Annotated in this window: 13 protein-coding genes; 6 read left to right on the top strand and 7 right to left on the bottom strand. The window is 53.2% G+C overall.

From position 1 onward, the window contains the following. Positions 1 to 494 precede the first annotated feature (494 nt). Positions 495 to 2,837, bottom strand: a complete 2,343-nt coding sequence (arcB, locus tag JOE09_RS16585) for an aerobic respiration two-component sensor histidine kinase ArcB (protein ID WP_200546536.1) — start codon at positions 2,835 to 2,837, stop codon at positions 495 to 497. A 1,134-nt stretch (positions 2,838 to 3,971) separates the two neighbouring features. On the opposite strand from arcB, the gene JOE09_RS16580 reads away from it, so the two are divergent. After that, positions 3,972 to 9,497, top strand: coding sequence for a glutamate synthase-related protein (locus tag JOE09_RS16580; RefSeq protein ID WP_205066538.1), 5,526 nt, complete (start codon positions 3,972 to 3,974; stop codon positions 9,495 to 9,497). Between the two features lie 105 nt (positions 9,498 to 9,602). After that, positions 9,603 to 11,360, top strand: coding sequence for a sulfite reductase subunit alpha (locus JOE09_RS16575; protein WP_205066537.1), 1,758 nt, complete (start codon positions 9,603 to 9,605; stop codon positions 11,358 to 11,360). Between the two features lie 98 nt (positions 11,361 to 11,458). Here the strand turns inward: JOE09_RS16575 and sspB are convergent, their stop codons facing one another. From sspB to zapE, 5 genes are all read right to left on the bottom strand, one after another. After that, positions 11,459 to 11,953 (bottom strand): ClpXP protease specificity-enhancing factor, encoded by a 495-nt coding sequence (sspB, locus tag JOE09_RS16570; RefSeq protein ID WP_105592910.1) that lies wholly within the window; start codon positions 11,951 to 11,953, stop codon positions 11,459 to 11,461. A 5-nt stretch (positions 11,954 to 11,958) separates the two neighbouring features. Next, positions 11,959 to 12,600 (bottom strand): stringent starvation protein SspA, encoded by a 642-nt coding sequence (gene sspA, locus JOE09_RS16565; RefSeq protein ID WP_105592909.1) that lies wholly within the window; start codon positions 12,598 to 12,600, stop codon positions 11,959 to 11,961. A gap of 311 nt (positions 12,601 to 12,911) precedes the next feature. Then, a complete protein-coding gene (gene rpsI / locus JOE09_RS16560) occupies positions 12,912 to 13,304 on the bottom strand; it encodes a 30S ribosomal protein S9 (protein ID WP_056231096.1) in 393 nt (130 codons plus the stop codon). A 15-nt stretch (positions 13,305 to 13,319) separates the two neighbouring features. Next, positions 13,320 to 13,748 (bottom strand): 50S ribosomal protein L13, encoded by a 429-nt coding sequence (rplM, locus tag JOE09_RS16555; RefSeq protein ID WP_105592908.1) that lies wholly within the window; start codon positions 13,746 to 13,748, stop codon positions 13,320 to 13,322. A 243-nt stretch (positions 13,749 to 13,991) separates the two neighbouring features. Beyond that, a complete protein-coding gene (zapE, locus tag JOE09_RS16550; protein ID WP_105592907.1) occupies positions 13,992 to 15,119 on the bottom strand; it encodes a cell division protein ZapE in 1,128 nt (375 codons plus the stop codon). A 177-nt stretch (positions 15,120 to 15,296) separates the two neighbouring features. Between zapE and zapG the strand changes: the two genes are divergently transcribed. The 3 genes from zapG (at position 15,297) to degS (ending at position 18,329) form a co-directional block, all read left to right on the top strand. Further along, entirely contained in the window at positions 15,297 to 15,698 is a 402-nt protein-coding gene (gene zapG / locus JOE09_RS16545; protein WP_105592906.1) for a Z-ring associated protein ZapG, read from the top strand. A gap of 120 nt (positions 15,699 to 15,818) precedes the next feature. After that, positions 15,819 to 17,192, top strand: coding sequence for a serine endoprotease DegQ (gene degQ / locus JOE09_RS16540; RefSeq protein WP_205066536.1), 1,374 nt, complete (start codon positions 15,819 to 15,821; stop codon positions 17,190 to 17,192). 81 nt (positions 17,193 to 17,273) lie between these two features. After that, on the top strand, positions 17,274 to 18,329 hold the full coding sequence (degS, locus tag JOE09_RS16535; protein ID WP_205066535.1) for an outer membrane-stress sensor serine endopeptidase DegS: 1,056 nt from the start codon (positions 17,274 to 17,276) through the stop codon (positions 18,327 to 18,329). A gap of 48 nt (positions 18,330 to 18,377) precedes the next feature. On the opposite strand, the gene mdh is transcribed toward degS, so the two are convergent. Beyond that, complete coding sequence (mdh, locus tag JOE09_RS16530) at positions 18,378 to 19,313, bottom strand: malate dehydrogenase (protein WP_205066534.1); 936 nt, start codon at positions 19,311 to 19,313, stop codon at positions 18,378 to 18,380. A gap of 450 nt (positions 19,314 to 19,763) precedes the next feature. On the opposite strand from mdh, the gene argR reads away from it, so the two are divergent. Beyond that, positions 19,764 to 20,234 (top strand): transcriptional regulator ArgR, encoded by a 471-nt coding sequence (gene argR, locus JOE09_RS16525; RefSeq protein WP_105592902.1) that lies wholly within the window; start codon positions 19,764 to 19,766, stop codon positions 20,232 to 20,234. The last annotated feature ends 425 nt before the right edge of the window (positions 20,235 to 20,659 follow it).

The following is a 20,659-nucleotide window of genomic DNA, read 5'->3' as shown; positions in this document are numbered from 1 at the left end:
TCTTGCTGAACTGTGTCAGCATTTTTTCGCCGAATCACGCCCTGAAGCCTGTTTGTGCTAGCAGAAACCAAAACGTTTCGGAAGAATTCAGCAAAAACCACAAAAAACGCAGTACAAACAGCACATTAAACGCATTGAAAATGCTGAAATAGCATTTCAGCTGCGGGGCCGGGACAATCCAATCCGACAACGTAACCCGTCAAGAACTTCCATGAATAAAATACAACAATCGTACAATAATCCATCATAAAAAAAGCAAAATGAATTACCTGCTTGACTGAGAAAGTAATTTGATGTCTTCTATTTACAAACACTGCTCAACATCACACATTTTAATGAATCTGGTAACATGTGATGTTAGATTTGCTAAGGTAGTGACTGAGAGTTTTACCCAATACCCGGCCTGCGCTCCCGACGATTCATATCAGAATAGCGTGGGTTTCCATTTTCCCTGGTGTTGGCGCAGTATTCGCGCACCCCGGCCTAGGTCGGGGTCATTTTTTTTCAGAGGCCTTAACCCATTCACGCAACACATTCACGTCGTTACGCCATTCCTGTTTAAGCTCATCAATCCACTCCTGTACATTGTCCCACCAGGCGGGTAGCTCAGGGCTTTGAATCTGTTTAGCAATCTGCTGCAAATGTACCAGCCCAACTGAACCTGCTGCGCCTTTAATCTTATGCCCTTCCTCCGCAATGCCTTTCTGGTCGCGGGCCATCATGTTGGAATCCAGAACATCCAGGTAACCAGGCATCATCTGCTCAAACATTTCCAGACTTTGATGAATCAACTTCGGCCCAACCAGTTCGATATACTGCTCCAGCATCACCACATCCAGCAGTGCCAGTTTTTTCTCATCCATATTGATCTCCTGCGCAGGCACCGCCTGCTCCTCGCTTTGATAGTTCCAGTACTTCTTAATCATCGCTGTGAGAGCAGGCACTGCAAGAGGTTTGCTCAACACATCATCCATTCCCGCATCCAGATATTCCCGTTTATCCTTCAGCACGTTGGCGGTTAGTGCCACCAGAGGCGGTAACTGTTTCCCTGCATGGCGCTGATGAATGCCACGCGCCACATCCAGTCCGGTCATATCCGGCAGTTGGATGTCCAGCAGAACCAGATCGAATTCATCCGGATCGAACATATCCAACGCTTCCTGCCCGGTCATCGCCACCTCGACGCTGTTACCCAGCTTCTCCAGCACCGACCTCGCCACCACCACGTTAAGCTCAATATCTTCCACCAATAGCACATGCAGCGCAGGCAGAGGAAGGTCGTCTTCAGGTTGTTCATCCTCAACCTCTTCCGCAACCCGAGGCGCACTCAGCGTCAGCGTAAAGCATGAACCCTGCCCCTGTGCGCTACGCACGCTGATATCGCCGCCCATGGCCTGCGCCAGACGACGAGATACCGCCAGACCAATACCCGTGCCGGTTGCCGGTTTCCCACCGCGCTGGTCTTTAACCTGATAGTACATGGCAAAGATTTTATCCTGTTCATCCTGCGGGATGCCCATTCCGGAATCTTCCACTTCAAAATAGAGGCGGTCTTCGTCAAGGTAACCTACCCGGACGACTATCTCGCCACGCTGGGTGAACTTCACCGCGTTACCGATCAAATTCCACAGGATCTGCCGTAACCGCGTCCCGTCCGCCACAATTTTGTGCGGCAGCGGTAGCTCAGGCTGCAGAATAAATTTCAGTCCTTTAGGTTCAGCCAGCAGGCCGGACAGGTTTTCCAGATCGGCAAGCAGACCGGTGAAATCAAGTGGCTGATTATCCAGCTGCACCTTCCGGCGCTCGATTTTGTCCATCTCAATCACATCATTGAAGATATTGCCAAGAGTGATGGCGGAGACATGAATGGTTTTAAGGTATTTGAGCTGTTCCTGGTTTAGATGGGTGTCCAGCAGAATGCGACTTAGTCCGACAATGCCGTTAAGCGGCGTACGAAGCTCGTGGCTGATCGTAGAGATAAAGGTCGTCTTCTCCCTACTGGCATTCTCTAACGCGTCCTGGTAACGCTTACGCTCCGTTATATCGCGTCCGAAGCCCATCAGGCCGCTGCGTTTCCCCACGCGATCGTAATAAGGAACCTTGCGGATCTCAAAACAGGCTTTACGGCCGTCGGGATACTGTAGCCACTGCTCGTAGGTCAGAGAAACGTTATGGCGGAAGACTTTCTCGTCGGTTTCGAGCACTTTTAACGCGGCATCGTCGTCATAGACGTCATTAGGCGTTAACCCGATAAGCTGCTTCTCGCTTTTCCCCGTCAGCAGCTCCATAGCCCGATTACAGCCGGAGAACTGCTGATCGGCGTTACGATAGAAGACCAGATCCGGCGAAGCATCCAGAAATGAGCGCAGAAAGGTCGACTGCTGCTCCAGTTCGATTTGCGCCTGCTCACGACGTGCCATTTCCTCTTTCAGCCGGGTCATCACCTGCAGACGCGCTTCTTCCGCCTTAATACGATCGGCAATTTCCTGATTGAGCTGTGTGATGTTTTCCTTCATTTGCTGATTCAGCTCAAGGTCGCGATTGCGCATCTCCTCAAGTTTATCGACCAGCCGTGCCAGTCGCTGACGTGACTCTTCCAGCTGCTCAACAACGACCGAAAGGAAATACACCGCCCAGGGCGTAATCAGCAGGCCGAAAAACACCGAACGCACCACGTCGATGCTTTCCACATGCCCACGCAGCACCATGGTCACGGCCATCTGGACAATCATTGCCAGTACCACCAGGGCGGAGGCCAACAGCAAAGAGAAGCGCACCAGCCCCAGCTTAACCATTAAATCAACGTAGTACTGGGCTAATAATCGAATTTGTTTCATGTAGGGTCCTTTCCGGTCTGAATCACACAATCATACCGGAATCGGATAAAAGTCCCACAGGTTAACGCGATGAGAAAAACGCACAAAAATAGTGCAATGCACAATAAAGAACGGAACATTTGCACGGTTATAGTTCATCAAATGTTAACCAAAACATATATTGCACAGTTATGGTTCATTGATTTTTTATTAACGAAACTATTGCACAATATTAGTGCAGCACACTCTATATCCTGAAAGGTATTATTATGGAATTTTCGTCGCCTGAAGAAGTTTAGATTCTGCCGGTGAGATTCGTCTTACAGCCTGTACTGGCGCGGCCCTTGAGAGAAAATTTAATTATTTTGCCTTCAGAGCAAAAAGTTGCCGTCGTACATATTGACTAAATTTTATAACTGCATAATCTATAAAGCCGCTCAAAATCCAGAGCAACCCGCTTCGCCAATATAATTCATAGTGATGATGCAGATCGTTCACTATTCCTTGGTTACATCCAAACGAATAATCATTCATAAAATCCGAAATTCTAGTCACACCCATGGTGATTAATTTTGCTAATAACCCCCCCTGTTTAATTCAAATATCCCCACTGATTAAAAACAGTGCGTTGATGTGGGTATTACCCCTCATTTAGCATATTATGCTGCAACCGGACGCTATTCCAGCATGGTGCAGCGATTTGCTCACTGCACTATAGTGAGACAGCTCACACTTCTTTACACGACGCCCCCCCATCCATAGGGGTAAAATATGACAATATTTAATTACATATCATGAAGTTAACTTAAAAAACTCATAAAAAGGCATAAGAAAGATCGGTATTTGACCTCTGTACGCTTTCCCGATAAGTTGGGAATCCGCTGGAAGCTTTGCTTACGGGCCAGTGTCTCGGCATACATATGCAGTTAGACGACTCCCTCGTGATACCGGATATCTCCATTTAATGAGACCAGGAATCTAGAGAGTTTTTCATTCACGGACGATGCACTTATGTCTCAGGATGAAATGCTCGGAGTCATGGTGTCCGCGTTTTAGCGGCAAAGAAAATTGATACAGACCCTGAGGTGACCGCTCAGCTGCGTTCTGTGCCTGAACAATATAGGTAATGTACAAAAGAAGTTAAGGAGGCCCTCGATGTCTGACTCAAAACCTTATCCCTATGGCTTGTATGATCCAACAAAAGAGAGTGATAGCTGTGGCGTGGGTTTCATTACACGTAAGGACGGCGAGCAAACTCATGAGGTCCTCCAGATGGCACACAGTGCCCTGTGTACCGTTCCTCATCGCGGCGGTATGTCCGCTGAAGGCGTGGGCGACGGCGCGGGCGTCAACGTCGACATCTCTCTGCATTTCTTCCGCAAAATTACCGGTCAACAGCTTGAGTCGGGTCGTTTTGGCGTAGGCAATTTCTTTGTACCGAAAGACAGTGCGCTGCGCGCAAATGCCGAGCGTCTGGTTGAGGAAACCCTTGCGGCTTACGGCCTGTCGGTGATTTTAAAACGTGATATGCCGCTGGACACTGACGTACTGCGTCCGGCAGCCATTGTCTCACAGCTGCCTATCGCACAGTGGATCTTCACTATTCCTCAGGATATCGATAATCAAAACGATTTCGAAAAACGCATTTATCGTGCCCTGCTGGATATTGAAGCCCGCGCCTTTACCGAAAGCGAGTTTGGCGGCCTCTACCCGCTGTCGCTCTCTTCACGTACCCAGGTGTTCAAGGCACGCCTGAACTCGAATGAAGTGATCCCTTACTTCAAAGATCTGACCGATCCCGATCATCGCGTTCGCGGTCTGTTCTTCCATACCCGTTTTTCAACCAACACCGATCCGCATACGACGATGGCGCAGCCGTTCCGTCTGATGGCGCACAACGGTGAGCTGAATACCGACCGTAAAAACCGCATTGCGGAATCCGCACTGGCGTCCGCACGCGGCAAGAAAATCGTGCGTCCTAAAGGGCAGTCGGACAGCTCGCGTCTGGACCAGAGCATCCACAGCCGCCTGATGGAAGATAATCTCGACCTGATTAACGCCGTGGTTTCCATGATGCCACCGGCCTGGGAAAACGATGAATCTCTTTCCGATAACGTTCGCGCCATGCTCGAATACTTCTCCCTTTATGAAGAGAAGAATGACGGCCCGGCAGCACTGATCTTTGGTAACGGTGAAATCATCGGTGCCCGCCTTGACCGTCTGGGCCTGCGTCCGCTGCGTTCGGTGGAAACCGCCGAATACATCGGTGCAATGTCCGAAGCCGGCCAGATCGCCTTCCCACCGGAAAGCGTGCTGCGCCGCGGCCGTATCGAAGCGGGCGGGATGCTGTACTACGATCACAGCGAGAAACGCAGCTACACCACCGTAGAAGCGCTGGAAAAACTCGCTGCAGAGAAAGACTACCCGGCACTGGTTGCTGAGGCTCGTATTACTCTGCAAGAGCTGCCGGTAATCCCGGCGGAAAAACAGGGCTCCCCGCTGCGTTACAGCGGCGACCTGAAAACCTATCAGCGATTTGTGGCTTACTACTACAACCAGGAAAGCTTCAAATTCATGATGGACCCGATGCTGAACACCGGAGCTGAAAAAATTTCAGCAATGGGTTACGGCAACGCGATCAACGCCTTATCCGATCATGAAGGCGGCATGGCGCACTACTTCTCCCAGCGCTTTGCGCAGGTGACGAACCCACCGTTAGACTCCATTCGTGAAGTTGACGGCATGACGCTGCGCGTGGCGCTGGGTGCGAAGCCGCATCTGGGCCGCAGTAAAGGTCGCCAGATCATCGTGCCAACGCCGATCCTGACCCACCTGGATATGCTACAGCTGCGCGAACAGGATGTGGCACCGTATGCCCGTTTTGAGATGCTCTATGCACCGGTGCTGGGCAGCGATGCAGAAAGTCGCCAGAAAAATGCCGATACGCTGGAGCAGGCAATTGACGATCTTGCTCAGCAGGTGGTTGATTTTGCACGTGAACAGGGCGGCATTGCAGTACTGACCGACCGCCATATCTCCTCGACTCAAGCCGCGATGCCGATGCTGCTGGTGGTGTCCGCCATCAACCAGCGCCTGGTGCAGGAAGGTCTGCGTCTTGACGTGTCTCTGGTGGTTGAAAGCGGCCAGAGTATCTCTTCGCACCACATCGCCGCTGCGCTGGGCTTTGGTGCCTCAGCAATCTATCCGCTGGGCGTGCAGATGCGTGCCGAAGAGAAATATGGTGAAGGTGAAGAAGGCAATAAAGCCTTTAAGCGCTATGCCAAGGCCGCAGAAAAAGCACTGATGAAAACCATGGGCAAAGTGGGCCTGTGTACCGTCGAAAGCTACAGCTGTGGTGAATTCTTCGAGCCAAACTTCCTCGATACGGAAGATCGCGTGCTGAAGAAATACTTCCCGAACATTAAAACCCCGGTGGGTGGCGCAGGCTTTGCCTCTATCGCGCAGATGGCGGTGGACTGGCATCAGAGCGCCCTGAAAATTCAGGGAGAAGCTGAAGTTCCGCTGCTGGGCCTGTTTAAAGAACGTGCAGAAGGTGCCGGTCACTCTTACGGAACCATCGCCGTACGTACCTTTATCGACATGACAGAGCAGCCTATTCGCTTCGCGGATAAGCAGCGTGAAGAAGATCAGTTTATTCGCCTGCTGACGCTGGCCAAACTGGACAACGCTTTCAATATCAAAGCGAAGTCCTTTGCTGACAGCAGCTTCGAGCGCATCCCTGATGACGTCATTAACGCCTTCACCATCACGCCGGATTACCGCCAGTTCTCCAGCCTGATGCACGAAGAGCGTAAACGTCGCCCGGCCGCGCTGCGCGATATCCTCGCCTTCCCGTGCGATCTGACCCACGTTGACAGCCTGGCTGAATTCAGCCGCAAGCTGGGTCGCTATTCGCTGGTGAACAACAGCTTCGCCGTACGCGGACTGACCTGTGAAGCCGGAAGTGCAGGCCAGTTCACTCTGCGCCTGACCGATGCGATTGAAGGCCTGAAGCCGGAACACGAGCGTCTGCTGGTGCTGGCAACTGCGCTGAAAAACCGCTTCCTGGATGAAATTGAACACACTGAAATTACCGCTGACGGCCTGCAGATCACCGCACAAGGCAAAGCGGCTGACTATCTGTCACGTATTTTCGCTACTCAGCCTTCCCTGCCGCTGAGCGAAGTGCAGCCGGCCTGCGAGATCACCCGCACATTCGCCTCCGGTGCGATGAGCCACGGTGCGCTGGTTGCTCCGGCTCACGAAGCGGTGGCCCACGGCACCAACATGGTTGGTGGCATGAGCAACTGCGGTGAAGGCGGCGAGCACTATTCGCGCCACGGCACCATCCGTGCCTCTCGCATTAAACAGCTGGCATCCGGTCGTTTTGGCGTCTGGGCGGCCTATCTGGCCGACCCGATGCTGGAAGAGCTGGAAATCAAAATTGGTCAGGGTGCAAAACCGGGTGAAGGCGGTCAGCTGCCTGCGCCGAAAGTGACGGTTGAGATCGCCGCTGCTCGTGGTGGTACGCCGGGCGTGGAGCTGGTATCCCCTCCTCCGCACCACGATACCTACTCCATCGAGGATCTGGCACAGCTGATCCACGACTGTAAGGCCGCGCGCGTTCGCGTCATCGTTAAGCTGGTTTCCTCTGAAGGGATCGGCACTATCGCGGTCGGTGTGGCGAAAGCCGGTGCCGATGTGATCAACGTGGCGGGTAACACGGGCGGAACCGGTGCAGCCTCGGTGACCAGTCTGAAATACACCGGTCGCGTTGCCGAAATCGGTATTGCCGAAGTGCACCAGGCACTCTGCGCCAACGGCCTGCGCGAAAAAGTACTGCTGCGCTGCTCTGGCGCACAGCAGACCGGCAGCGACGTGGTGAAATCGGCCCTGCTCGGCGGCGACAGCTTCGAATTTGGTACTACTGCGCTGATGATGCTGAAGTGCGTAATGGCGAAAAACTGTAACGTGAAGTGCCCGGCCGGTCTGACCACCAATGCCGAAGCCTTCGATGGCGATCCTCGCCAGCTGGCACAGTATTTCATCAACGTTGCGCATGAAGTGCGTGAGATGCTGTCTCGCCTGGGATTACGCTCTCTGCGCGAAGCGCGCGGACGCTCTGACCTGCTGCACCTGATGGATCACCCGCTTGAAGTCGGCAAACTCGATTTGCGTGCCATGCTCACCGTGGTACCGGAAGTGAAGATCGCCAAGCCAGTTTATCTGGAAAAAGACTTCGCCCTTGATAACGACTGGGTGGAGCTGCTGAACGACTCGCTGGTGGTTCAGGGAAGCACTGATATCCGCCTGGGCAATGGCATCACGCTGAACAACCGTAACAAGAGCGTCGGCGGCCAGCTGGCCATTGATATCGAGCGTATGCTGAACCACACGCTGAACGCTGAACAGCTGGCAGATATCCCGGCTGCGCTGCTCGACGATCGCGGCCGCCGCTACCTGGCGCCGGGCACGGTGAACGTCTTCACCTCTGGATCTGCCGGTCAGTCTTATGGCGTATTCTGTAACGACGGGATGCAGATGACGCATTCCGGCACCTGTAACGACGGTGTGGGCAAAGGCCAGTGCGGCGGCGAGATTATCGTTGTTTCACCTGGCGGCGGCTCTGAAGATGCTGAAGGCAACGTGCTGATCGGTAACTTCGCGCTGTTCGGTGCCACCGGTGGCCGTCTGTTCGTTCAGGGCCAGGCCGGTGACCGCTTCGCGGTACGTAACTCCGGTGCGACCGCAGTTGTGGAAGGCGTCGGTGATTTCTGCTGCGAATATATGACCAACGGTGCCGTTCTGAACCTCGGTACGTTCGGTAAAGGTTTCGGTAACGGGATGAGCGGCGGCTTTGCCTACCAGTACGATCCGTACGGATCGCTAGCCAGCCATGCTGCCGGTGATTCCGTGCTGTTCGGCTCCATCGCCGAAGACAATGAAATGGCCCGCGTGCACAAACAGGCGGTGTTCACCATGCTGACCTGGCATCTGGAGGCAACGAACTCACCTCGCGCCGCCTGGCTGCTGGACCACTGGGAAACCGAGTGCCAGAACTTTGTCTACGTGATGCCGCGCTCCCTGCTGCTGTATCAGGACAGCGCAGAGATCCTGAAAGCGAAAACCCGTAAGGATCTGCTGGAAGAGCTGTCTACCGCTCTGGCCGGCCATCAGGTAGCGAAATTCAAAGCCGCATGGCGTGAAGGTAAGCCGATCGCTAACGGTGCAGTACCGGCCTACGGTGCCACCGATACGCCGGAAATGCTGGTGTTGTTGAATAACTACACCGTGCTGAGTTCTGCCCAGCAGTTAGCACTCTCCCGCCTGCCGAAAGGCACTGCGGTAGATGATGCCGCCGTTGAAAAAGCGGTACGTAACCTGCTGATGACAGAAGACTTTGCCCTGATCTCTAAGCTGCAGCGTCACGCTCGCGCAGCGATTGAGAACTACAACGACGAAGAGCTGTCCTGCCTGATTGCTGCCAAACGTATGGCGGACTACAAGGCAGCACTGACTCAGCGTAACATCCGCTCAATGGATAGTCTGGCGACCTACGGCTGGATCATCTATCAGGATGCCAGCAACCGTCAGGTGCTGGGTGGATTGCCTGACTTTGAGGAACTGTTTGCCCGCGCCGCGCTGCCGGAGTTAGCCGCTGCGGTAGGCAAACTGGCCTGATAACAGCCTGAATCAACCGCGTTAACCGGCGCGATATCCCACGGGATGCCGCGCCGGAATGCAGGTTACTGAACATGACGAAACGGGATTGAGTATAGAAAACCCATGAAAATTCCTTATATTCCTGAAGATGCACCATTTAATGGTGAGCAGAAATTCTGGCTGGCAGGCTTCCTCGCCGGGTTACATTCACGTCTGCTGGTGCTGGAAGACAAACCGCAGGCGGGAGCAAGCGCGGGCGCGGCAACCACCACCCAGCTGCATATCCTGTTTGGCTCACAGACCGGTAACGCTGAAGCGTTAGCGCAGAGCGCCGCGAAAGCTGCACGCGCCAAAGGTCTGGTACCGGTGGTTCAGGGGCTGGGTGAAGTCGATATCGATGTTTTCGCCACCATGCGCCACGTGCTGATCATTACCTCCACCTATGGTGAAGGTGAAATGCCGGATAACGCCGAGCTGTTCTGGCAGGCGCTTTCTGCCAGCACCGCACCGCGTATGGAGCAGATGCACTTTGCTATTCTCGCCATCGGTGATACCGGCTACGACGGTTTCTGCCAGGCGGGTAAATTCTTCGATATGCGTCTTGAGCAGCTGGGTGCGAAGCGCGTATTCGACCGCATTGACTGCGACATTGATTATGAAGAACCTGCCGGTGAGTGGATTGCCAGCTCAATGCCGCAGTTTGCCGCCAGTGCAGGCAGCACCGGTGCAGCACTGGAGAACCTGCCGGAAGCGCCGGTGATCCCGGGCAGCAACAAGAACAACCCGTATGCCGCCGCCCTGGTGACCAATAAGCGCCTGTCCGGCGAGGCGTCCGGTAAAGACATTCGCCACTTTGAGTTCGATCTGACCGACAGCGGCCTGAAATATGAAGCCGGCGATGCACTGGGTGTAATCCCGGTCAACGATCCGGTGCTGGTCGATCTGCTGCTGACGCAGCTCAAATCCGATTATCAGAGCCCGGTTCCTGGCTTTGACCGCAGCCTGGGCGATCTGCTGACCTATCAGTTCGAAATCTCCGAGCCTTCACGCAAGCTGATCGAATGGGTGGGCCAGAACACCACTAACCAGGAGCTGCGTCACGTGCTTCAGCACGATGATAAAGATGCGCTTGGCGTCTGGTTGTGGGGTAAAGACACCCTGGATCTGCTGCAGCTGGATCTGACCCGTACGCTGACCACCGCTGAGTTTGTTACGCTGCTGCGTCCGCTTCAGCACCGCGCTTACTCCATCTCGTCCAGCTCGAAGGCGCACCCTAATCAGGTACACCTGACTATTGCTTCCGTGCGCTATCACAGCGCAGGACGTGCGCGTAACGGCGTTTGCTCAACCTATCTGGCAGAGCGCGTTGGCCGCGGCGGCAAGCCGGCAATCTTTATTTCGCCTAACAAAGCTTTCCGCGTACCGTCAAACGGCAATGCACCGCTGATCATGATCGGCCCGGGCACCGGTATTGCACCATTCCGCGCCTTCCTTCAGGAGCGTCAGGCAACCGGCGCCAGCGGTAAAAACTGGCTGTTCTTCGGCGATCAGCACCAGGAACACGACTTTATTTACCAGGATGAGCTTAACGGCTGGCAGGAAAGCGGTCTGCTGACCCATCTGGATCTGGCCTTCTCACGCGATCAGTCGAAAAAGATTTACGTGCAGAACCGTATGCTGGAACAGGGTGCTGAACTGTTTGCGTGGCTGCAGGAAGGGGCTTACTTCTACGTGTGCGGCGATGCATCACGCATGGCGAAAGACGTGGATAAAGCACTGTATGAAATCGTTTCTCAGTTTGGCGGTATGTCTGCAGAACGCGCAGCTGACTACATCGATCAGTTGAAGAAAGAGAAGCGCTACCTGCGCGACGTTTATTAATCATCCCTTGGATGCGGGCCAGTCCGCATCCATTGACGATATGCAGTTAAAAAAAAACGGGCCAGCTGGCCCGTTTTTTTATGCTGCTTAATAATGGCTTACTTCACAACGCGTAATGCCGGGCGGCCACCGCGCGGCGGCGGCTCATCGTCTGGCGTGTGATCGTCACTTTCATCATCAGGACGATCGCCATCGATCACCGACATCAGGGTTTCCGGTGCCTCATCCTGTTCGGTTGAAGCATCAAACTCCCCGGCACCGTCGTAGGCTGGCTCCGGTTCGAACATCGTACCGGCACCGTTTTCCCTGGCGTAGATCGCCAGCACCGCTGCCAGCGGAACGTTCACCTGGCGCGGAACACCACCAAAGCGAGCATTGAAACGAACTTCATCGTTGCCCAGCTCCAGATTCCCCACGGCACGCGGCGCGATATTCAGTACGATCTGACCATCCCGCGCATATTCCAGGGGGACCATCACACCCGGCAAATTAATATCGACGACCAGATGCGGGGTGAGCTGGTTCTCAAGCAACCACTCATAGAAAGCGCGCAACAGATAAGGACGACGTGCGGTAAGTTGCGACATTTCCATCGTAATCAGCCCCGCGTTTGCAGGCGCATTTCACGCTCGGCTTCCGTCAGGGAAGCAAGGAATGAATCACGCTCAAAGACACGAGTCATATAGCCCTTCAGCTCTTTCGAACCGGCACCGTTCAGATCAATACCCAACTGCGGCAGACGCCACAGCAGCGGAGCCAGATAGCAGTCAACCAGGCTGAATTCTTCGCTCATAAAGAACGGCGTGCGGGAGAACAGTGGGGCAATCGCCAGCAGCTCTTCACGCAGCTGTTTGCGAGCCGCTTCGGCTTCCTGCGCCGTGCCGTTCTCAACTTTACGCATCAGGCTGTACCAGTCCTGCTCAACACGGTGCATCATCAGACGACTTTCACCACGTGCGACCGGATACACCGGCATCAATGGAGGATGCGGGAAACGCTCATCCAGATACTCCATGATGATACGAGATTCATACAACGTCAGCTCACGATCAACGAGTGTCGGCACGGTGCGGTACGGGTTGAGGTCGATCAGATCCTGGGGCAGATTATCCGTTTCAACCTGCTCGATCTCGACGCTTACACCTTTCTCAGCCAGTACGATACGAACCTGATGGCTAAAAATGTCAGTCGGACCAGAAAACAGCGTCATTACCGAACGTTTGTTGGCAGCGACAGCCATGTAAACCTCCAAGTTTATCCAGAAAATTACTGCGAATAGCCATCCACGCGGCGACTCGTTATTGCCATTAGCCCGATGATTGACCACTCCAGCCGTAAGCGGGAGCTGCACGTCATTGTTGACTGGCCAATGGGCACAAAGTGACACATAGTCTACCAGATTTTAGTCAGCTTGTGCGGAGACGAATGCCGATTTACGAGGGAAAAGTGATAAAGCAAGATAACTTTCGCGCTTTTTGCACCAGCAGAAAATAAAAAACCCGGCGCTGAGCACCGGGTTTTCGATAACTGACTCTGCCGAAGCAGAATAAATTAACGTTTGGAGAACTGTGGACGACGACGTGCTTTACGCAGACCGACTTTCTTACGTTCAACCTGACGAGCATCACGAGTAACGAAGCCTGCTTTACGCAGTTCGCCACGCAGAGACTCATCGAACTCCATCAGAGCGCGGGTGATACCGTGACGGATCGCACCAGCCTGACCAGAGATACCACCACCTTTAACGGTGATGTACAGATCGAATTTACCAACCATGTCCAGCAGTTCCAGCGGCTGACGAACTACCATGCGGGCAGTTTCACGACCGAAGTACTGTTCCAGAGAACGCTGGTTGATTACGATGTTACCACTGCCCGGCTTGATAAATACGCGAGCGGTAGAGCTTTTGCGGCGACCAGTGCCGTAGTTTTGATTCTCAGCCATTGCCTGTAATCCCGATTAAATGTCAAGAACTTGCGGTTGCTGTGCCGCATGGTTGTGCTCGTTGCCCGCGTAAACTTTCAGTTTACGGTACATAGCACGACCCAGCGGGCCCTTTGGCAGCATGCCTTTAACCGCGATTTCAATCACACGCTCAGGACGGCGAGCAATCATCTCTTCGAAGGTCGCTTGCTTGATACCACCGATGTGGCCGGTGTGATGGTAATACACTTTATCGGTACGCTTGTTACCAGTTACGGCAACTTTCTCAGCGTTCAGAACGATAATGTAATCACCAGTATCTACGTGCGGAGTGTATTCCGCTTTGTGCTTACCGCGCAGACGACGAGCAAGTTCAGTCGCTAAACGACCTAAAGTTTTGCCTGTTGCGTCAACAACATACCAGTCACGTTGGACGGTTTCTGGTTTAGCTGTAAAAGTTTTCATCTAAAAGCTTACCCAAATTAAGTTACACGTTGGTGAAATCCCAAACGCTTGAATAAACGGTTGGAGCTCACACGACCATCTTGACCAGTAAGCCCACCCCTTCGGATAGAGTTACTGGAACACAAAGAGTTTTGGGAAAAAAACCTTTGTTGTAACGTGGGGTCGCAAGATTATAGAGAAGTCGCCCATAAAAATCGAACACTTTCTACGATAAAATTGCCGTTCCGCCAGGTCCTTTTTTACTCAGGGCAGATGCGGCAGGCGCAGGTATTCTTCACTCTGCATTTCCTGCAAGCGGGAAACACAGCGCTGATACTCAAACTTCAGCCGCGTGCCCTGATAAATTTCATACAGTGATGTTTCCGCCGAAACCACCAGCTTCACGTGACGCTCGTAAAACTCATCCACCAGCGCCAGAAAACGCCGGGCCTGATCTTCGGTTTTGTAAATCATCACCGGCACATCATACAGCAATACGCTGTGAAAACGGCGAGATAGCTCAATATAGTCGTGCTGGCTTCGTCCTTCACCGCACAGGGTGAGGAAACTCATTGCGAGTACGCCCTCCGCCATGCCGAGCGTAGGGAGCTGGCGATGGTTGATTTCCAACGGTGCATGCGCTTCACGGGGTTTACCGGCCAGCGCGACAAACATCCGTTCCATCTCTTTTGAGGTGGAGGCGTCCAGCGGCGTCATCCATAAATGAGCAGAAGTCAGCGTGCGCAGGCGATAATCAATCCCGGCATCAACGTTCATAATGTCGCAATGCTGCTTAATCATTTCGATAGCCGGCAGAAAACGTGCGCGTTGCAAACCGTTACGATAGAGATCGTCTGGTGGGATGTTAGACGTTGCCACCAGAGTAATACCACGGCTGAACAGCGCTTCCATCAGTGTCCCCAGCAGCATCGCGTCGGTGATATCGGAGACAAAAAACTCATCAAAACACAGTAGATCCGTCTCTGCCTTGAAGCGGTCGGCGACGGTTTGCAACGGGTCGCTTTTCCCCTGCAGCTCGGTCAGCTCTTCATGCACACGCAGCATAAAACGATGAAAATGCAGACGCTGTTTGCGCTCACCAGGAATTGCCTGAAAAAACATGTCCATCAGCCAGGTCTTTCCACGCCCAACGCCACCCCACATATACAGGCCACGCGCCGGGGGCTGAGGGTCGGTTTTCCCTTTGCCTAACAGCTTATTTAATTTGCCAAACAACCCACCGCTGCTCGGGGCGGGAGCAGGACGAGAACCGCTTAACGCCTGCCATATGCCGTCAAGCTGGGTGATTGCTGCGCGCTGTACTTCATCAGGCTGATACTCGCCGTTTTCCAGCGCCTGCTCATAGAGCGCCAGAGGGGACATCTTTTGCATAATTTAGTCACATTCCCTGAAAAAATGGCCGTGCCGGGGGGTTGATCGTCGAAAAAAAAGTCGTTCTACACTAAGCGAAGCGGCCACAGGATTCCACTTCCATAACATTAGCGGTTATAGTGGCTAGTAGTGAATGGAAAGACCCTACGGAACAACGAAGACAAAACGGGAGTTATTATGACCTGGGAATACGCGCTCATTGGGTTAGTTGTTGGGATTATTATCGGCGCGGTTGCAATGCGTTTTGGCAACAAGAAACTGCGTGAGCAGCGCTCGTTGCAGTATGAACTGGAAAAAAGCAAAGCTGAGCTGGCGGAATACCGTGAAGAGCTGACCAACCATTTTGCCCACAGCGCTGAGCTGCTGGACAATATGGCCCGCGATTATCGCCAGCTGTACCAACATATGGCAAAAGGGTCTAACGACCTGTTACCGAACCTGCCGGGAGAGAAAAATCCCTTTGCTTATCAGCTAACTGAGTCAGAAGCCGATAACGATCAGGCACCGGTTCAGATGCCTAGGGACTACCCGGACAGCGCTTCCGGCCTGCTGCGCGGTGAACGCCCCGCAGGAAAATAAGCCATTCTTATGGGGTGCCTGGCACCCCATTTCGTTGCAAGTATCGCTGTCAGTCACACCTCAGAGCCTGCATGTGCAGGGTATTCATATCACTTCCCCGGTAGCGAGAGCGTCGTAGCGATGAAAAAAAAGTCATTTCTGTTAAGCGCATTAGCATTCAGTCTCGGCCTTAATCTGGCTCTGATGACTCCTTCGGCCCTGGCTTCCCTCCCTTCGCAAGTTGAAGGGCAACCGTTGCCCAGCCTGGCCCCTATGCTGGAAAAAGTGTTACCTGCCGTGGTCAGCGTCTACGTGGAAGGCACACAGAAGCAGGAACAGCAGATCCCTGAACAGTTGAAACGTTTTCTGGGCCAGGACGGCGAACAGGATGACGGACCCAAGCAGCCTTTTGAAGGCCTGGCCTCCGGTGTCATCATCGATGCGGCGAAAGGCTATGTGCTGACCAACTACCATGTGGTGAACGGCGCAGACAAGATTAAAGTCCAGCTCAGCGACGGGCGTGAATTTGACGCCAAACTGATTGGTGACGATGAGCAAACCGACGTGGCGCTTATTCAGCTAAATGGCGCTACCAAGCTGACCCAGGTCAGTATTGCCGACTCGGACCAGCTAAAAGTCGGTGACTTTACCGTTGCCATCGGGAATCCGTTTGGTTTAGGCCAGACGGCAACGTCCGGCATTGTCTCGGCGCTGGGTCGCAGCGGCCTGAATCTGGAAGGGCTGGAAAACTTTATCCAGACCGACGCCGCGATTAACCGCGGCAACTCCGGCGGTGCGCTTGTTAACCTGAACGGTGAGCTGATTGGCTTAAATACCGCAATTCTCTCCTCGGCGGGCGGCAATATCGGCATCGGTTTCGCGATTCCGAGCAATATGGCAATAAATCTGGCCCAGCAGCTGATTAAATTTGGCGAAGTAAAACGCGGACAGCTCGGCATTAAAGGCACGGAAATGACCGCCGATATGGCCAAAGCCTTTAACGTTGACGTCCAGCGTGGGGCCTTCGTCAACGAAGTGCTGGCAGGTTCGGCAGCGGCAAAAGCAGGCATCAAAGCCGGTGACATTATCATCAGCGTGGACGGCAAACCGGTTAATAATTTTGCCGAACTGCGGGTGAAAATCGGTACCACCGCACCGGGACAGGAGGTGAAGGTTGGCCTGCTGCACGAAGGAAAACCGGCGACCGTCAGCGTTAAGTTGGATAACAGCAGCCAGAGCACCGTGAGTGCAGAACAGCTGGCCCCGGCCCTTCAGGGCTCAACGCTCAGCGACGGAGCGGCTGCCGATGGTACCAAAGGTGTCAAAGTGGATAATGTTGAGAAAGGCACTCCTGCGGCGCTCGCAGGCCTGCAGAAAGATGATGTCATTGTCGGTCTGAATCGTACCCCGGTTCAGAATCTGGCTGAACTGCGCAAGCTGCTGGAGGGCAAACCTCCGCTACTGGCGCTGAATATTATTCGCGGTAGCGACAGCATCTATTTACTGCTTCAGTAGTCCCCTGCGCGGGCACAGGCTACTGTGTCCGCGCAACTCATGTTATCCTGCATTTAGTTCATTCATTCACCGCTTAAAACCATGTTTCTTAAACTTTTACGTTCCGTGATATTCGGCCTGATTGTGGCGGGTATTCTTCTGGTAGCCGTTCCGGGCCTTAAGTTCGGCGGCGATCTGCTGTCCCAGCCTGGCGACAACGCCGACCAGGAACCGGTCAGCTACAACGATGCCGTGCGGCGTGCGGCACCGGCGGTGGTTTACGTTTATAACCGCAGCGCCAGCAACTCTTCTGATGTCCTGGGTTCCGGCGTCATCATGGACCCTCGCGGCTATATTTTGACGAACAAGCACGTCATCAACGATGCCAACCAGATTATTGTGCGCCTGCAGGATGGCCGTTACTTTGAAGCAATGCTGGTGGGGTCAGATTCGCTGACCGACCTTGCCGTGCTGAAAATTACCGCATCGAATCTGCCGGTCATCCCGATCAACCCGAAACGCGTGGCGCATATCGGCGATCTGGTGATGGCGATTGGTAATCCTTATAACATCGGTCAGACGGTCACTCAGGGCATTATTGGTGCAACCGGCCGCGTGGGGTTGAGCCCATCACGCCATCAGGACTTCCTGCAAACGGACGCCTCGATTAACCGCGGTAACTCCGGCGGTGCGCTAATTAACTCGCTGGGCGAACTGATGGGGATTAACACGCTTTCATTCGATAAGAGCAGCGATGGCGAAACGCCGGAAGGGCTGGGTTTTGCTATCCCGACACGGCTGGCCACCAAAATTATGGATAAGCTGATCCGCGACGGACGAGTGATCCGCGGATATATCGGTATCACCGGGGAAGAAATCCCGCGCTTTACCGGCCAGAATACCACGCTGGAGCATCCGCAGGGCATTGTCATCACCGGTATGAACCCTACCGGCCCGGCACAGATAGCCGGCTTGCAGATCCACGATGTGATTACGCGGGTGAATAATGTTCCCGCCGTTTCCGCCATGGAAACCATGGATCAGGTCGCGGAGATCCGTCCTGGAACAGTCATAGAGGTTGACATCCTGCGTAACGATAAGAAGATGACGCTACCGGTCACGGTACTGGAATACCCGGAAGAGAACAAAAGTCAGTAGGGAAAAGTTTTTGTATCGCCCCGTCTTACGACGGGGCGAAATGTGGACTTACTTAATAAAATCTTCGCCCAAAGCGATATCTTTTTTCAGCGTGTCCAGCATCTGATCCAGAGACTGCTGTTCAAACGCGCTCAGTTTGCCAATCGGACGACGTTCAACAATACCGTTTTTGCCCAACAGCAGCGGCTGTGAGAAGAAACGCGCGTATTCGCCGCTGCCTTCAACATAGGCGCATTCAACAACATCGCTTTCCCCTTTCAACGCGCGAACCAGAGAAAGCCCGAAGCGTGCCGCAGCCTGGCCCATTGAAAGCGTCGCCGACCCGCCACCCGCCTTCGCTTCAACAACCTCAGTACCGGCGTTCTGAATGCGTTTGGTCAGATCCGCCGCTTCCTGCTCGGTAAAGCTGACGCCTTCAATCTGCGACAGCAGAGGCAGGATGGTAACACCAGAGTGGCCGCCCACGACCGGAACGTTCAGCTCCTGCGGCTGTTTGCCTTTCAGCGCAGCCACAAAGGTGTTGGCGCGAATAATATCCAGCGTGGTCACGCCGAACAGTTTGTTTTTGTCATACACTCCGGCCTTTTTCAGCACTTCAGCCGCAATGGCCACCGTGGTATTAACCGGGTTAGTAATGATGCCAATCAGCGCTTTCGGCGCGGTCGCAGCAACCTGTTCAATCAGGTTGCGTACAATGCCCGCATTGACGTTAAACAGGTCGGAACGGTCCATACCCGGTTTACGTGCTACGCCAGCGGAAATCAGAACCACATCAGCGCCCTGCAAAGCCGGGGTCGCATCTTCACCGCTGAAGCCTTCAATTTTGACTGCTGTAGGGATATGGCTAAGGTCTACCGCAACACCCGGAGTGACGGGGGCGATATCATAGAGAGAGAGTTCTGAACCAGCCGGAAGCTGGGTTTTCAGTAGGAGGGCCAGAGCCTGACCGATACCACCCGCTGCACCGAGAACTGCAACTTTCATCCTAAACTCCTTATTATTTTGAGCATGTTATGCCGGGAAATCCATCTGCTTACGACCTTAGACGACCTGCGGGATAATGACGATAGCGGGTTTACGGTTTTGCGTGCTTAAGCACTAAAAAGCAGCAAATGCTGAAGATATGCCCGCATTACATCCTGTTATCGCTGGTCGCCAGTCGTTGCAACATGCAGACATCGTGATCCGGCGTACCTTACACCTATAGCACTTATCCGAACAACATCAATTTTATAACAAATTGTTCACTTATTGTGCAAAGTAGTACCGGCCCGTTAGATTTCTTTTCAGTGCCAAAGTTTGTTAGACTTCGGCTCCCTGCCAGGCTTTCACCTCGCACCACAATTCAAGTTTGCATAAAAATTCATTTAATTGCATAATAATGTACTATCCCGCTTGGGGTTCCCCCATTCACTTCCTTTTTATCGGTAACCTATGCGTAACCCATCAAAGCAAGAAGAACTGATTAAGGCGTTCAAGGCCTTACTGAAAGAAGAAAAATTCAGCTCGCAGGGCGAAATCGTCAATGCACTGCAGGAAGAAGGCTTCGAGAATATCAATCAGTCAAAAGTCTCGCGGATGCTGACTAAGTTTGGCGCGGTTCGCACCCGTAATGCGAAAATGGAAATGGTGTACTGCCTGCCGGCTGAACTTGGCGTTCCCACCACCACCAGCCCGCTGAAAAACCTGGTGCTGGATGTCGACTTCAATGATGCCCTGGTCGTGATCCATACCAGTCCGGGAGCCGCTCAGTTGATTGCCCGCCTGCTCGACTCACTGGGAAAAGCCGAAGGTATTCTTGGTACTATCGCCGGGGACGATACCATCTTTATTACCCCTGCCCGCGCCTTTACCGTCAAGCAGCTGCATGATGCAATCCTGGTCCTGTTCGAACAGGAGCTTTAAAGGAAAGAGTTATAAGCAGTCCTGTTATGCCCCATTGCTTAACCTCGTGCTAACACCTGTTACCGGGGCATTTATGAGCTGTCGCAAGGCAGCTCTTACTTCAGTTGTCGAGCCACCACCCCCGTCTATCAGCAGATATCACTGGCTTTTCGCGAGAAAACAGCCTGTCTGGTAAAGCACAATTTATTTCACCTGTGTGATCGCCCGCAAATAACCGCACAAATAGTTAAAGTAATCCAGGTTGATGTTTTTACGTGAATTTAACAAAGCCAGAGCAAAATATAAGCACTTATTATAACTACTGGTTATTAAAACCGCACACAGTTGCAATAAATCCCAGAAAAATATTATTAGCCTGCTATTAATATTTCCCGTTATCAGATCTATACTTGTTTCCGTGATGAGAATCACAGTAACTAAAAAGA

Origin of the sequence: Pantoea coffeiphila, assembly GCF_016909495.1 — a bacterium.
Taxonomy (GTDB): domain Bacteria; phylum Pseudomonadota; class Gammaproteobacteria; order Enterobacterales; family Enterobacteriaceae; genus Erwinia; species Erwinia coffeiphila.
The sequence above is the reverse complement of the archived record's forward strand: the minus strand, read 5'-3'. Positions and strand labels throughout refer to the sequence as shown.

Coding starts and splice junctions, on each gene's coding strand:
- arcB (WP_200546536.1), bottom strand. CDS start 2,837: ATGAAACAAATTCGATTATTAGCCCAGTACTACGTTGATTTAATGGTT.
- JOE09_RS16580 (WP_205066538.1), top strand. CDS start 3,972: ATGTCTGACTCAAAACCTTATCCCTATGGCTTGTATGATCCAACAAAA.
- JOE09_RS16575 (WP_205066537.1), top strand. CDS start 9,603: ATGAAAATTCCTTATATTCCTGAAGATGCACCATTTAATGGTGAGCAG.
- sspB (WP_105592910.1), bottom strand. CDS start 11,953: ATGGAAATGTCGCAACTTACCGCACGTCGTCCTTATCTGTTGCGCGCT.
- sspA (WP_105592909.1), bottom strand. CDS start 12,600: ATGGCTGTCGCTGCCAACAAACGTTCGGTAATGACGCTGTTTTCTGGT.
- rpsI (WP_056231096.1), bottom strand. CDS start 13,304: ATGGCTGAGAATCAAAACTACGGCACTGGTCGCCGCAAAAGCTCTACC.
- rplM (WP_105592908.1), bottom strand. CDS start 13,748: ATGAAAACTTTTACAGCTAAACCAGAAACCGTCCAACGTGACTGGTAT.
- zapE (WP_105592907.1), bottom strand. CDS start 15,119: ATGCAAAAGATGTCCCCTCTGGCGCTCTATGAGCAGGCGCTGGAAAAC.
- zapG (WP_105592906.1), top strand. CDS start 15,297: ATGACCTGGGAATACGCGCTCATTGGGTTAGTTGTTGGGATTATTATC.
- degQ (WP_205066536.1), top strand. CDS start 15,819: ATGAAAAAAAAGTCATTTCTGTTAAGCGCATTAGCATTCAGTCTCGGC.
- degS (WP_205066535.1), top strand. CDS start 17,274: ATGTTTCTTAAACTTTTACGTTCCGTGATATTCGGCCTGATTGTGGCG.
- mdh (WP_205066534.1), bottom strand. CDS start 19,313: ATGAAAGTTGCAGTTCTCGGTGCAGCGGGTGGTATCGGTCAGGCTCTG.
- argR (WP_105592902.1), top strand. CDS start 19,764: ATGCGTAACCCATCAAAGCAAGAAGAACTGATTAAGGCGTTCAAGGCC.